At 55.7% G+C, this 12,737-nt stretch carries 14 protein-coding genes; 12 read left to right on the top strand and 2 right to left on the bottom strand.

Annotated elements, in window-relative coordinates:
• Positions 1 to 151: 151 nt before the first annotated feature.
• Together rsmD and coaD are read left to right on the top strand one after the other, a co-directional pair.
• On the top strand, positions 152 to 748 hold the full coding sequence (gene rsmD, locus BRO54_RS08370) for a 16S rRNA (guanine(966)-N(2))-methyltransferase RsmD (protein WP_042380222.1): 597 nt from the start codon (positions 152 to 154) through the stop codon (positions 746 to 748).
• A complete protein-coding gene (gene coaD / locus BRO54_RS08365; RefSeq protein WP_042380080.1) occupies positions 714 to 1,208 on the top strand; it encodes a pantetheine-phosphate adenylyltransferase in 495 nt (164 codons plus the stop codon). Before rsmD ends, coaD begins: the two co-directional genes overlap by 35 nt.
• Before the next feature lie 139 nt (positions 1,209 to 1,347).
• Here coaD and ylbJ read toward each other — a convergent pair whose 3' ends face one another.
• A complete protein-coding gene (gene ylbJ, locus BRO54_RS08360; protein WP_042380076.1) occupies positions 1,348 to 2,583 on the bottom strand; it encodes a sporulation integral membrane protein YlbJ in 1,236 nt (411 codons plus the stop codon).
• Between the two features lie 130 nt (positions 2,584 to 2,713).
• Between ylbJ and BRO54_RS08355 the strand changes: the two genes are divergently transcribed.
• Positions 2,714 to 3,502: a patatin-like phospholipase family protein gene (locus BRO54_RS08355; protein ID WP_079935674.1), complete on the top strand. Its 789-nt coding sequence runs from the start codon at positions 2,714 to 2,716 to the stop codon at positions 3,500 to 3,502.
• On the top strand, positions 3,499 to 4,518 hold the full coding sequence (locus BRO54_RS08350) for a SepM family pheromone-processing serine protease (protein WP_074043660.1): 1,020 nt from the start codon (positions 3,499 to 3,501) through the stop codon (positions 4,516 to 4,518). Before BRO54_RS08355 ends, BRO54_RS08350 begins: the two co-directional genes overlap by 4 nt.
• On the opposite strand, the gene BRO54_RS08345 is transcribed toward BRO54_RS08350, so the two are convergent.
• Positions 4,491 to 5,711 carry a nucleotidyltransferase gene (locus BRO54_RS08345; protein ID WP_042380069.1) on the bottom strand — a complete coding sequence of 407 codons (1,221 nt, stop codon included), beginning with the start codon at positions 5,709 to 5,711 and terminating at the stop codon, positions 4,491 to 4,493. The genes BRO54_RS08350 and BRO54_RS08345 overlap by 28 nt on opposite strands.
• Positions 5,712 to 6,020: 309 nt before the next feature.
• On the opposite strand from BRO54_RS08345, the gene BRO54_RS08340 reads away from it, so the two are divergent.
• The 8 genes from BRO54_RS08340 to rsmH all read left to right on the top strand — a co-directional run bounded on the left by BRO54_RS08340 (position 6,021) and on the right by rsmH (position 12,731).
• Complete coding sequence (locus BRO54_RS08340) at positions 6,021 to 6,560, top strand: YceD family protein (protein WP_042380067.1); 540 nt, start codon at positions 6,021 to 6,023, stop codon at positions 6,558 to 6,560.
• A gap of 143 nt (positions 6,561 to 6,703) precedes the next feature.
• On the top strand, positions 6,704 to 6,877 hold the full coding sequence (rpmF, locus tag BRO54_RS08335) for a 50S ribosomal protein L32 (protein WP_011230605.1): 174 nt from the start codon (positions 6,704 to 6,706) through the stop codon (positions 6,875 to 6,877).
• Between the two features lie 161 nt (positions 6,878 to 7,038).
• A complete protein-coding gene (locus BRO54_RS08330; RefSeq protein ID WP_042380065.1) occupies positions 7,039 to 7,794 on the top strand; it encodes an enoyl-CoA hydratase/isomerase family protein in 756 nt (251 codons plus the stop codon).
• A gap of 69 nt (positions 7,795 to 7,863) precedes the next feature.
• Positions 7,864 to 8,442 carry an RsfA family transcriptional regulator gene (locus BRO54_RS08325; protein WP_042380063.1) on the top strand — a complete coding sequence of 193 codons (579 nt, stop codon included), beginning with the start codon at positions 7,864 to 7,866 and terminating at the stop codon, positions 8,440 to 8,442.
• Between the two features lie 68 nt (positions 8,443 to 8,510).
• Positions 8,511 to 9,431 carry a 2-dehydropantoate 2-reductase gene (locus tag BRO54_RS08320; protein ID WP_042380061.1) on the top strand — a complete coding sequence of 307 codons (921 nt, stop codon included), beginning with the start codon at positions 8,511 to 8,513 and terminating at the stop codon, positions 9,429 to 9,431.
• Positions 9,424 to 9,810, top strand: a complete 387-nt coding sequence (locus BRO54_RS08315) for a DUF3397 domain-containing protein (protein ID WP_042380060.1) — start codon at positions 9,424 to 9,426, stop codon at positions 9,808 to 9,810. Before BRO54_RS08320 ends, BRO54_RS08315 begins: the two co-directional genes overlap by 8 nt.
• Before the next feature lie 82 nt (positions 9,811 to 9,892).
• Complete coding sequence (gene bshC, locus BRO54_RS08310; protein ID WP_042380058.1) at positions 9,893 to 11,521, top strand: bacillithiol biosynthesis cysteine-adding enzyme BshC; 1,629 nt, start codon at positions 9,893 to 9,895, stop codon at positions 11,519 to 11,521.
• Positions 11,522 to 11,798: 277 nt separating this feature from the next.
• Complete coding sequence (gene rsmH, locus BRO54_RS08305; protein WP_042380056.1) at positions 11,799 to 12,731, top strand: 16S rRNA (cytosine(1402)-N(4))-methyltransferase RsmH; 933 nt, start codon at positions 11,799 to 11,801, stop codon at positions 12,729 to 12,731.
• The last annotated feature ends 6 nt before the right edge of the window (positions 12,732 to 12,737 follow it).

Below are 12,737 nucleotides of genomic sequence, written 5' to 3'. Positions count from 1 at the left end.
ACTCATTATGGACCGTTTGCCGATTTCTATACATGAATGGCGAAAAAATTCCCTAGTTTGACGATCATCAACTTTATGGTAAGATTACCATGAAAACGACGAATCAAATGGCTGACAAGGCCACCTTGAAACGGTGAATTGGGTGAAGATGATGAGAGTCATTTCCGGAACATGCAAAGGACGGCATCTGCAAGCGGTTCCAGGGATGTCGACGCGGCCGACGACCGATAAAGTCAAAGAAGCGATATTTAATATGATCGGGCCATATTTCTCAGGCGGCATCGGCCTTGATTTGTTTGCTGGCAGCGGCGGCTTGGGCATCGAGGCGCTCAGCCGCGGAATTGAGCGCGTCATTTTCGTCGATCATGACAGGAAAGCGGTACAGACGGTTCGAAAAAACGTGGCGGCCTGCGGGCTTGAAAAGCGGGTGGAAATTTACTGCAACGACGCCGAGCGGGCGCTGAAGGCGGTAGCGAAGCGCGGCCTCCGCTTTGCGGTTATTTTCCTCGATCCGCCGTACAAAGAGAAACAGTGGCCGACGTTGCTGTCGTCGATCGCCGAGCGTCAGTTGCTGGAACCGGACGGCGTCGTCGTCGCTGAACACTCGGCGGAGGCGGAGCTGCCGGAGGAGGTTGGCGGCCTGATACGATGGAAGCGGGAAACATACGGTATCACCGGTGTGACGATTTATAGATGGGAAGGGGATGGAAGCGATGGCGAGCATTGCGGTTTGCCCGGGGAGCTTTGACCCTGTGACGTACGGGCATTTGGATATTATTAAACGGGGGGCGAAAGTGTTTGACCAAGTGTATGTGGCGGTGTTGAACAACTCGTCGAAAAAGCCGCTGTTTACTGTCGAGGAGCGGATCGAGCTGCTGCGTGAGGTAACGCGGACGCTTAAGAACGTCCATGTCGAAGCGTTTCACGGCCTGCTTGTTGATTACGCCCGCAGCAAAAAAGCGAATGCCATTTTGCGCGGCTTGCGCGCTGTGTCCGATTTCGAATACGAAATGCAAATTACGTCGATGAACCGCGTCCTCGATGAAAACATTGAAACGTTTTTTATGATGACGAACAGCCAGTATGCGTTTTTAAGCTCGAGCATCGTCAAAGAAGTGGCGAAATACAACGGCGATATTTCCGAGCTCGTGCCCCCGGTCGTTGAGCAGGCGCTCAGGCGGAAATTTGCGTCCATAGCCGCTGATTGACGCTTCCTTATCGAAGCAGCTTAAGCGAACGCTGCAGTCGGCGCCGGCCCGGTTTTGTCGTCAAGGGCGGCTCACGGCCGAGACGACGCAAACCGCCCCGATGGCTGGATGCTGCCAAGAAGCTGGGCGCTCAAGCGGCTTATGAGCGCCCGCGCGATTCACTGGCCGCCTTGATGACGAGCCATATATAAAGGCAAAGGAAAAACAGTGTCAGGAGCGGCCCGTATTGCTGCAACAGCCGCCAGCCTTCATTCCAAGCGTTGCCCGGGGCGGCGTGAAGAAACGCCGGAATGTTGGTTGGCATCCCGTCGGCTGTTTTGATGTACAACGGTTTCCAAAGCAAGTATGTAAAGGAAGCGGCAAACACTCCGTGCAGCAAGCGCGCGATGAAAAACGGCTGAAAGCGGATGTTCGCTTCGGCGAGAATGCTGGCGACTTGCGCTTGGACGGAAAAGCCGCCGAAAGCGAGGACGAAGCTTGTTGCCACCGCTTTTTCCATCAGCATCGCCTCATCGGTCTGGCTGATCATTTGGCTGCCGAGCGTAATTTCAAACAAGCCGGAAAACACTGGGATGTCAAGCTGCTCCGGCAGCTGGGCAAGGCGGAGCAGATGGCGCAGCAACGGGGCAAGCTGTTCGGTCAAATGCATCATATACAGCAGTTTATTCATGACCGAAAAGAGAATAATAAAACCGCCGATCATTAACAGCGTTTGGACAGAAGAGCGCACGGCGTCGCCAAGAAGTTTGCCAAGCGGCTGTTCGTTTTTCAGTCGCGTGCGGTGCAGTGTGCGCAACGCATACGGGAGCGAAAATGAGCGTGGCTGCCGCTTCGATTGCCTCTGTTCTTTTCGGATGCCGTGAAAGCGCATGATCAGCCCAACGCTAATGTTTCCTAAATAGTGGGAAACGGCCAGCACAAGGCCGAGTTGCGGGTTGTTGAAAAATCCCGCTGATACAGCTCCAAAAATAAAAAGTGGGTTGGATGAATTGGTGAACGACGAGAGCCGTTCGGCTTCAATCGTCGTCAGCTGTTTTTCCTGGTACAGGCGGGCGGTCAGCTTGGCTCCAGACGGGTAGCCGGACGCCATTCCCATGGCCCAGGCGAATCCGCCGACGCCCGGGACGCGAAACAACGGGCGCATGAGCGGCTCGAGCAAGACGCCAAGGAAGCTGACGACGCCGAAGCTGATGAGCAGCTCCGAGACGATGAAAAACGGCAAAAGCGATGGAAAGACGACCTCCCACCACATATTTAAACCGCGAATGGACGCTTCAAGCGACTGTTTTGGATAGCAAATGAGCGAAAACGCAAACAAGGTGGCGGCGGAAGCGAGCAATACGGTTTTCCATTTCGCTCCCCAATTTTGTTTCACTTTTTTCCCCCCTTTTTTGCCGTGCGGCTTCGCGTGGTACAACCTCATATAACCTAATATACGAGCATAGGGGGGCGTTTTAGACCATAAGATGAAAGCGGAGAACGCTGCGACAAAGGGGGGAGGAGGCGTGCCGCCAAAAGTCGGATTGGCGCTCGGGTCGGGAGGAGCGCGCGGGTTCGCCCATCTTGGGGTATTGAAAGTGCTCGAGGAGGAGCATATTCCGATTTCCTATTTGGCCGGCAGCAGCATCGGCGCGCTCGTCGCCGTCCTTTACGCAAGCGGCCATGGCCTCCATCGTCTCTATCGGTTGGCTCAATCGTTTCGACGCAACGATTTTCTTGACTGGACGGTGCCGAAAATGGGGCTGATCGCTGGCGAGCGCATCACGCAGTTCATTCGCTTGTTGACGAAAGGGAAACGAATCGAGGAGATGTCCCCGCCTGTGGCCGTTGTCGCTGCTGATTTGCAGACGGGGGAGAAAGTCGTGTTTCGGCAAGGGGAAGCAGCCGAGGCGGTGCGGGCGAGCATCTCGATTCCCGGCATTTTTGTGCCGGCGGAAGTGAATGGCAGGCTGCTTGTCGACGGTGGCGTCGTCGACCGGGTGCCAGTGTCGGTCGTCCGGGCGATGGGAGCGGATATTGTCATCGCCGTCGATGTCTCTCCGCTCAACACGAAGGCGGAAATTGCGTCGATCGCCGATGTCATTTGGCAGAGCCTCGATATTTTGCAAGCGGAACTGGTAGCTCACCGTCAGCTCGCCTCAGACGTTATGATCCGGCCGCGAGTCGAACAGTATAGCTCGCGGGCGTTCACGGATATTGAGGAAATCATCGCTTGTGGGGAAGAGGAAGCGCGGAAGCAAGTGGGAGCGATCCGTCAAGCGATTGAACAGTGGAAGGAGCCATCACACGAATGAAGAAACGGACGTATATTGCGCTGTTTTTCTTTGGCGCCGCCCTCACCTTTTTGCTCATTTTTATGAAGCTGCCGTATTACGTGACGATGCCGGGAAGTGCGCAAAGTTTAAAGCCGCTCGTTCACGTGGAGCGCGGAGACCGCGATGAGGGAACGTTTATGCTTACGACGGTGCGGATGGGGCGGGCGAATGTGATGGCGTATTTGTTGGCCCATATCCGCCCGTTTTATGAGCTTCATCCGGTCGAGGAAATCAAGCAGGAAGGAGAGAGCGACAAGGAATATACGATGCGCCAGCTTGAGCTTATGGAACAGTCGAAGGAAGCGGCGATCGTCGTCGCTTATCGCCACGCCGGAAAGCCGGTGTCGTATGAACCTCATGGCGTTTATGTCATGAGCGTCCTCCCTGATATGCCGGCCGCCGGCCGTCTAGAGACCGGCGATCGCATCGTCGCGATCGACGGAAAGCCGCTCGGCACATCGGAGCAGATGGTCAACTACATTCGCGGAAAACAAGCGGGTGATCGCGTCCGCGTCGCATTCATTCGCGGCCGGAAGCGGCAGGAAACAGAGCTCGAGCTGAAGCCGTTTCGACAGCACCCGAACCAAGTCGGCCTTGGGGTGACACTCATGACCGATTATGACGTCCGCACCGACCCGCCGGTTGACGTCGAGTCGGAACAAATCGGCGGACCGTCGGCTGGGCTCATGTTTTCACTTGAAATTTACAACCAACTTGTCGATGAAGATATTACAAAAGGTCATAAAATCGCCGGCACCGGAACGATTGATCTTGACGGAAACGTCGGGCCGATCGGCGGTGTTTCGCAAAAAGTCGTGGCCGCTGACCGCGAAGGAGCCGAGGTGTTTTTCGCGCCGAACGAACATGGTGCGCCGACGTCGAACTATCGCGAGGCGGTGCGGACGGCGAAAAAAATCGGGACGCATATGAAAATCGTCCCGGTCGATACGTTCGACGAGGCGGTCCGTTATTTGCGCTCTATGCCGGAAACGTAAATCGGCGCCGTGGCGTATTCTTCTTTCAGCGCGGCGCTGTAGAGCGGCTCCGGAAAAGCGGCGGCGTACACAGCTGCCGCTCTTTTTTCTTGCTCATAAAGAGGGTCGCCGTTGAGTTTGGCCGCTTTGGCGACGAGCGGGAGCGCGGCGCTTTTTTTCGCCTGCTTTAAATAGCGGCGGCCGGTTTCACTCATGCCGAGCAGCCGGATATAGGTCGGGTTGGCCGCTTTGGCTTGCTCTTCCTTTGTGAAATTCGTCAACACATGCGCGCATAGGCGTTGCAGTCTTGTCCAGGTGTATCGCTTCGTTTTGACGGCGGCGATGAAGGCAGCGAACGTTTCGGCGTGGGCGATGTGTTGCTTCAGCCGGTGTTCGATCCCTTCCTCCACGCCGGCGATGCGGCGCAAGTCGGCCTCTGTGGCGGTCAACAGCCGGTATTTTAGGAGCGGAAAATACAATTCCCAATCGTGAAAGCGCCCGTATGTCTCCCGGTATTGGCGGAGTTGTTCGAGCGCAGCGGGCGGAACGTACGCCGCGATCGACTCGAGCTGCCCGGTTTGTCGCAATGCTTTCCGCAGGCTGGTGGCGCTCGCGATCGACGGGTGGGAAAATGATTCGTCATGATAGCCGGCGGCCAGCCGCGGAATCGTGTGCGGGGCAATCGCCAGCCTGTTTTGCCGAATGGCTTTCACATACGCAAAACCAAGCACGTTATTTGGCTGCGACAAATCAAGCGGAGCGGCGCCGAGCTTTTGCCACGCTTCAGCGGCGGCTTTCGGAAAGCTTTGTCCGCGCGCCAGCCCGGTGCGGATGAGGGAATCGAACGTTTCCTTCTGTTCGAGCCATGTTTCCGCCGCGGATAAAAAAGCGGAAATTTCCCCCGATTCGCTGCCAAAGCAAAGCTCTTGACAGCCGATCGCCGCAAGCAGCTGCACCGCCCCATGCGCGAACTGTTCAGCCGCTTGCACAGCGAAGGCGTACGGCAGCTCGATGACCACATCTACGCCGGCGGCTAGCGCCATTTTCGCCCGCGCCCATTTGGAGACGATGGCCGGCTCACCGCGCTGCAAGAAGTTTCCGCTCATGACGGCGATCAAACAGTCCGCTCCTGTCTTTTGCCTCGTTTCGTTCAAATGGTGGAAATGACCGTTGTGAAACGGGTTGTATTCCACGATCACGCCGACGGCTTTCACCTTTTTTCGCTCCTTTCATGGCGATTCGCGCGGCTTGGCCGCAAAGAAATGGCTGTCTATTCTATCTGAACTTAGTATGGAATATACGACGGCGAAGATCAACGGCGACATGCGGTGAGAACATCAAAAGAAACGAAGCGGCCGTCCGTTTTCCGCTGTCCGCGCGCCGACCGTGCATGTTCGGAGCGGCATTTGGAAATGATGGGAGTATGCCGTTCTTTTCCCAAGGAATGAGCAGTTGTAAAGAAAAAACATTGACAAAACTAGAAACGAAACGTATAATTTTATTCGTTGCCTTGAGGTGATGATATGAAATGGACGGTCCAACAGCTTCGCCGTTTTCAACATAAGGAAATGGCGATTGATGAGACGGTCGATGTGTCCGATTTAAAACAAATTGACACGTTGATCCGCGATATTTCGCCGGTGCACGTCCGAGGAAAAGCGGATGTCGGGTCGACAAAATTCACGTTTCATTTGACGTTGTCCGGGACGATGGTGTTGCCTTGTTCGCGGACGCTTGTCGATGTGACGTATCCGTTTTCCATTCAGACGACGGAGACGTTTTTTGCGGATGGCAGCGGCATCGTGGAGACCGATGAGGACACCCATATGGTGGCGGGGGACACGATTGATTTGAACCCCATCATCCGCGAGCTGATTTTGCTTGAAATCCCGTTGCAGCTTATTGCCGAAGGACCGGTTGCTGACGGAGCACCGCAACACGGGGAAGGATGGGACGTTCTGTCGGAAGAAGAATGGGAGAAAGCGATGCAAGAGCGGGAAAAGAAAGTAGATCCTCGCCTTGCAGGACTGGCCAAGTTTTTCGAGGAAACACGAGAGGACTGATCGTGAGTCGGCGTTGCCGGCCGATGGCGCCGAATATTGCGCACCGTCCGGCAGCCGCCTTGTGTGCCGGCGAACGGCGGCCTCGGGGCTGACTGATCCGCCGGCATGGATATGCTCAATGCGCCGACAAGGAGGTGGGAACGATGGCAGTACCTTTTAGAAGAACATCGAAAACGAGAAAACGGCTGCGCCGCACGCACTTTAAACTGCAAGTGCCAGGTATGGTGCAATGCCCGAACTGCGGCGAATGGAAATTGGCGCACCGCGTCTGCAAAGCATGCGGAACATACAAAGGAAGAGATGTCGTCAACAAATAATGGCCGACATCGAACGACAGGCTGTCCGAAAACAGGACAGCCTTTTTGATTGTCTGCAAAAAATCGACGCCGTTTGTCCAGGCGGCGGTTTTTTTCGTCGGGAAGCAGGAAATCGAAGAGGACGCGCCCAATTCATTGATGAAGAAAGGAGAGACGCGCTGATGGAAGCAATGTTGGAGCATCATGACGGTATTGCGCTGTTTACGATTTGTCGTCCAGAGAAACGGAATGCGATCAATTTCGCCGTGATGGAGGCGCTTGAGGAGGCGATGGAACAGGCGGCGGCCGATAGGCAAGTGAAAGTGTTCGCCATTACTGGAGCCGGCAGCGAGGCGTTTTGTTCCGGCGGCGATTTGAGCGAGTTTGGGCATTTGCGCGGCACGGAGGCAAGACAGATGCTCATGCGCATGGGAGAGCTGCTGTACAGGCTGCTGACGTTTCCGAAGCCGACGGTCGCCCTTGTCAACGGAACAGCGATGGGGGGCGGCTGCGAGCTGGCGACCGCTTGCGATTTTCGCTTTGCCAAAGAAGGAAGCCGGATCGGATTTGTGCAAGGTCGACTTGGCATTACGACCGGCTGGGGAGGAGCGTCGATGCTGTTTGCCAAACTTCCGTACGGGCGGGCGCTTGACTTACTGCTGCGCGCCGAGCCGATGACGGCCGAGGCGATGGAAGCGTGCGGTTGGATTGACGCCATCCTATCAGCCGAACGTTGGCATGAACAATGGCGCGAACGGCTGGCGCCTTATGCGGCGCGGTCGCTTTCCGTCTTGCAGGCGTATAAAGCCGCCGCCGGCGAAAAATGGCGAACAACTTGGTTTCGCGAGCAGTTTTTCGCCGAGATCGCCCGTTGCGCCGAGCTGTGGGGGTCGGACGAACATGAACAGGCATTGCGTCCTTTTTTGCGCAAGAATTAATTTTTTCCTTCTACCGTTTCTACTAGCCGCATACATATAATGACAAAGCGGCGATAAGGGGGGAAGGGGATGACGGGGGTACGCCAAGATGCATGGACGAAAGAAGAGGATGAGCTGTTAGCGAATGTTGTGCTTCAGTATATTCGCGAAGGCGGCACCCAGCTTGAGGCGTTTGCCGAAGTCGGGCGGCGCTTGTCGCGGACAGCCGCGGCGTGCGGATTTCGCTGGAATTCGTGCGTTCGCAAGCAGTACAAGGAGGAGATCGAGCAAGCCAAGCAAGAACGGAAGATGCGAAAAAAAGAAACCGCATCGGCAAAGGAAAGCGAGGGGCAGGCGAAGGTGGAAACGGCAGTCAAAAGCCATTTGTCATGGGCGGAAGTGCTGGCCTTTTTGCAAGCTGAGGAGCAAAAGGCGCGCGACGCCCGACGGACGGCCGATGAAAACCGCGCGCTCAAAAACGATATGGAGCAGCTGCAGCAAATGGTGACGAAGTTGCAAATGGAAAAAGAAGCGCTGCAAAAACAACTGGCCGCTATCCAGGAGGAGTATAAAACGCTACTTTCCATTATGGAGCGGGCGCGCAAAATGGTAGCAGACAGCGGGAAACCGGCGCCGAATGCAGCGGCTGAGGGCGTCGGCGAAGGGTAAAGGCTGGCTTTTCGCCGGCTTTTTTCTTAACGGAAAAAGAAGATCTCTGCTAAAATAAGGCTAACGCCATGTTGCAAGAAAGCGGGGGAGAAGGGTTGAACATCGGGATTGTCGGCGGCGGAGCAGTCGGATTGCTGCTCGCCGCTTACCTTGGGCGGCGCCATGGGGTGACGGTCTATACGAGGCGTCCGTCCCAAGCAAGGCAGCTTGCCGAGCATGGTGTGGCGCTGAAAAAAGATGGCGAGACATCGGTCGTGGCGGTGCGCGCGCAGCCGTTTGCCGGGGTGGAGCTGGACGAGCCGCTCGTGTTTGTGACCGTCAAACAGTACGATCTCGCTTCCGTCTGTGCGCAAATCGACGCGTTTCGCCGCGTTCGCACGCTCGTTTTTTTGCAAAACGGCATGGGGCATCTCGAGCAATTGGCTATGTTTGCCGACAAAAATGTTCTCGTCGGTGTCGTGGAGCATGGCGCAATGAAGCTAGATGACCGGACGGTGGCGCATACGGGCGCCGGAAAGCTGACGCTCGCTTCCCGCTACGGTTCACTTGGCGACGCCCGGGAGCTTCGGGAAGGGGAGTGCGGCTTTCCGATCGAATGGGCGGACGATTGGGAGCGCATTCTTGTGGACAAGCTTGTCGTCAACGCAGTCATCAATCCGCTCACCGCTCTATTGCAAGTGAAAAACGGGGCGCTGCTAGAAACGGCTCCGTACCGCGATATGATGAGGCAGCTGTTTGATGAGGTGCAGAAAGTGCTGCCGCTTGATGATGCCAATCGGGCATGGGAGCGCGTCGTCCGCATATGCCGAAAAACGGCGGACAACTATTCGTCGATGTATATGGACTTGGCGACCGGGCGTCGGACGGAGATTGACGCAATTTTGGGCTATGTGTTGAAACAAGGGGAGGCGCGCGGCGTTGCGCTGCCGGTCGTTCGCTTTATCTTTTGCGCGGTGAAAGGGAAGGAAGGGGGAGAGGCGGATGGATGATTGGCTCGCTTCGACGCTGGCGACGTTTGTGACCGCGCCGCTTCTGCTGTTTTTGCTCGTCTACTTCGGAGCACGCTTGGTCGGCAGGCGGAAGCGGGCAGCGTTTTACGCCGCGGTCAACGCCGCGACTGCTTTTTTCATCGCCGCTGTCTATTTTTTGCTAGCAGTGCTGTTTGGGAAATCGTACTTCGTTCCTCTGCTTCTCTTTTTGGTTGGTCTGCACGCGGTGATTGCGCTTGGCTATTGGCGGAAAAAGGCGGACTTTCGTTTGCGGACGGTGTTCCGCGTCTTTTGGCGGGCGAGTTTTCTCATTTTTGCCTCCCTTTACGCCGGGCTGCTTGTATACGGCATGGCCATGCGCGTTGCTATGAGCCTTTAGCTCGGCCGAGCAAGCCTTTTTTCTCTTGGCAATAAACGTGCTATACTCATGAAAGAATACATAAGAAAGGGAGTTTTTAGCCATGGAAGTTCGCGAAATTCCGCTGCCAGCGGCGACGAAATTGGCGGCTGATTACATAACCGGCGCGTTTCCAGCAGAGAGCGGCTTCGCTTATGCCCAGGCGGACGATGAAGCGTTTTGTCGGCGGTTGGCCTATTTGCAAGGAAGAACCTATGACCGAGAAGGGCTTGCCGACTATTTGCGTGCTTATCACCGGCGCTTCTCGGCGAGCGCGGCCACGATGGCAAAAATTGAGAAACTGCGCGACGAGCGAAGCGTCGTCATTGTCAGCGGGCAGCAAGCCGGGCTGTTGACTGGGCCGCTGTATACGATTTATAAGATCATCACCATCATCCAGCTTGCCAAAGAGCAGGAACGAAAACTGGGCGTGCCGGTCGTGCCGCTGTTTTGGATCGCCGGCGAAGACCATGACATCGCGGAAATCGATCATGTCTATGTTGTTGAAGAAGGAGAAGTAAAAAAAGCGGCGTACCCGCACAAAACGAACGAAAAGCGGATGGCTGCCGATGTGCTGCTGGACCGGATGGCTGCGAAAGAGTGGGTCGAGCGCGTCGTCAAAACGTATGGGGAAACGGACGTGACGAATGAGCTGCTCTCCTTTTTGTCATCGTGTCTCGATGAGGCGCGCACGTTTGTCGACTTTTTTGCCGTTATTGTGCTCCGGTTGTTCGCTGATCACGGCTTAGTGGTCTTTAACGCTGGCGATGCGGCGGTGCGGCCGCTTGAGCGCCGCTTTTTCGCTGCGCTCATTGAACGCCATCGCGACGTGACGGCCGCGGTGCTTGCTCAGCAAGAGGCGCTGCGCGCGCTCGGATATGCGCCGCTGATTGAAATCGGTCGTGACGCGGCCAACTTGTTTTATTACGACGGCCGTGAACGTTCGCTTTTGCAGTATGACGAGGAGAGCGGCCTGTTTCGCAATAAAGCGGGAACTCTCGTTTGGACAAGAGAAGAGCTGCTTGAGCTGGCCGAAACGAATCCGGCCCGTTTAAGCAACAATGTCGTCACCCGTCCGCTCATGCAAGAGTATTTGCTGCCGACGCTCGCTTTCGTTGCCGGACCGGGGGAGATCGCTTATTGGGCGGAATTGAAAGAGGCGTTTCCGCTTTTCGACCTAGAAATGCCTCCGGTCGTGCCGCGTCTGCAGGCGACGATCGTCAGCCGTTCGCTGCAAACCGACCTGTCCGATATCGGCCTTGAGGTGGCTGATGTATTGTCCGGGCGGCTCGATGAAGCAAAGCGGGAGTGGCGGGAGGCGACCGCTCAAGCGCCGCTTGCTTCGGTGTTTGCCCAAGCGAAGGCGGACATTGACGCGGCGCACCGGCCGCTCCGTGAGCTTGGAGTGGCGATTGACCGCGGATTGGAGGGATTGGTGGCGAAAAATGCCGCCATCATTCAGGAGCAAATCGAGTTTCTTCAGCACGCGCTCGAGCGGGCGCTGTTGCGCAAACATGAGACGGAGTGGCGGAAATTTTGGCGCATAGAGACGTCGCTTCGGCCGAACGGCGCGCTCCAGGAGCGGGTTTGGAACGTGTTTTATTACATCAACCGCTACGGATTTGATTTTGTAGAAAAACTTTTGGCGATTCCTAGTCCTGGCAATGGAATGCATAAAATTGTATATATGTGAGGCTTTTTCAAAGAAAAAGTCGAAAAGAAACATCCTGCTTTGAGCAGGATTTTCTTTTTTGTGAAATGAATTGTAAAAAACAACATTCATTAAATGGAAATAAAAGTAAAGGGGTGAAGCCGCCAGGATGGCCGTGATTGGCCCGTCCGACAAAAAGAAACAAAAAAGGACGTTTTTTTACAAAAAAAGCTAAAATTTTGTCCATCTTTGCGATATAATAAGGAGGCGGCCACTGGCCGATGTGAGTGTGGTTGGAAGCAACGAAGGTGGTGGACATGTGTTTCAACATACAACAGTGTTGCTGAAAGAGGCAGTCGATGGGCTGAACATCCGCCCGGACGGCATTTACGTCGATTGTACGCTGGGCGGCGGCGGCCATAGCGAATATTTGCTCTCCCGTTTGTCGGAACATGGGAAGCTGTTTGCCTTTGACCAAGACGAAGCCGCCATCATGCATGCGCGCGAACGGCTCGCCCGCTACGGCCGGCAAGTGCAGTTTGTGCACCGGAACTTCCGGTTTTTGCAAGAGGAGCTTTCAGCGCTTGGCGTCAAGTCCGTCGACGGCGTCTTGTTTGATTTGGGTGTTTCTTCGCCGCAGCTCGACGAACCCGAGCGCGGCTTCAGCTATCAGCACGATGCGCCGCTTGATATGCGGATGGACCGCAAGCAGCGGCTGACGGCGGCGGAGATTGTCAACCGCTGGCCATACGAGGAGCTCGTCCGCATCTTTTTCCGTTACGGCGAAGAGAAGTTTTCGAAGCAAGTGGCGCGCAAAATCGAGGAAGTGCGCCGCACGAGGTCGATTAAAACGACGGGGGAGCTCGTTGAGGTGATTAAAGAGGCGATCCCGGCACCGGCGCGCCGCAGCGGCGGACACCCGGCCAAACGCATTTTTCAGGCGCTCCGCATCGCGGTCAACGATGAGCTCGAGGCGTTTCGCGAGGCGCTCGAGCAGGCGATCGAACTGCTTGCACCCGGTGGACGGGTGAGCGTCATTACGTTTCATTCGCTTGAAGACCGCATTTGCAAAGAAATGTTTAAAAAGGCGAGCGAAAGCCCGCCATGGCCTCCGGGGCTTCCGGTTCTCCCCGACGACTACCGCCCCGTGCTGAAAATCATTACAAAAAAACCGATCGTTCCTTCCGAGGAAGAGCTCGAACGAAACCATCGCGCCCGTTCGGCCAAACTCCGCATTGCTGAAAAGCTGTAGTAACGA

Source organism: Geobacillus proteiniphilus (assembly GCF_001908025.1).
Taxonomy (GTDB): Bacteria; Bacillota; Bacilli; order Bacillales; family Anoxybacillaceae; genus Geobacillus; species Geobacillus proteiniphilus.
The sequence above is the reverse complement of the archived record's forward strand: the minus strand, read 5'-3'. Positions and strand labels throughout refer to the sequence as shown.

Bases quoted from the DNA above. Each gene is read 5' to 3' on its own strand.
- rsmD (WP_042380222.1), top strand. From the start codon at position 152: ATGAGAGTCATTTCCGGAACATGCAAAGGACGGCATCTGCAAGCGGTT.
- coaD (WP_042380080.1), top strand. From the start codon at position 714: ATGGCGAGCATTGCGGTTTGCCCGGGGAGCTTTGACCCTGTGACGTAC.
- BRO54_RS08350 (WP_074043660.1), top strand. From the start codon at position 3,499: ATGAAGAAACGGACGTATATTGCGCTGTTTTTCTTTGGCGCCGCCCTC.
- BRO54_RS08340 (WP_042380067.1), top strand. From the start codon at position 6,021: ATGAAATGGACGGTCCAACAGCTTCGCCGTTTTCAACATAAGGAAATG.
- rpmF (WP_011230605.1), top strand. From the start codon at position 6,704: ATGGCAGTACCTTTTAGAAGAACATCGAAAACGAGAAAACGGCTGCGC.
- BRO54_RS08330 (WP_042380065.1), top strand. From the start codon at position 7,039: ATGGAAGCAATGTTGGAGCATCATGACGGTATTGCGCTGTTTACGATT.
- BRO54_RS08325 (WP_042380063.1), top strand. From the start codon at position 7,864: ATGACGGGGGTACGCCAAGATGCATGGACGAAAGAAGAGGATGAGCTG.
- BRO54_RS08320 (WP_042380061.1), top strand. From the start codon at position 8,511: ATGTTGCAAGAAAGCGGGGGAGAAGGGTTGAACATCGGGATTGTCGGC.
- BRO54_RS08315 (WP_042380060.1), top strand. From the start codon at position 9,424: ATGGATGATTGGCTCGCTTCGACGCTGGCGACGTTTGTGACCGCGCCG.
- bshC (WP_042380058.1), top strand. From the start codon at position 9,893: ATGGAAGTTCGCGAAATTCCGCTGCCAGCGGCGACGAAATTGGCGGCT.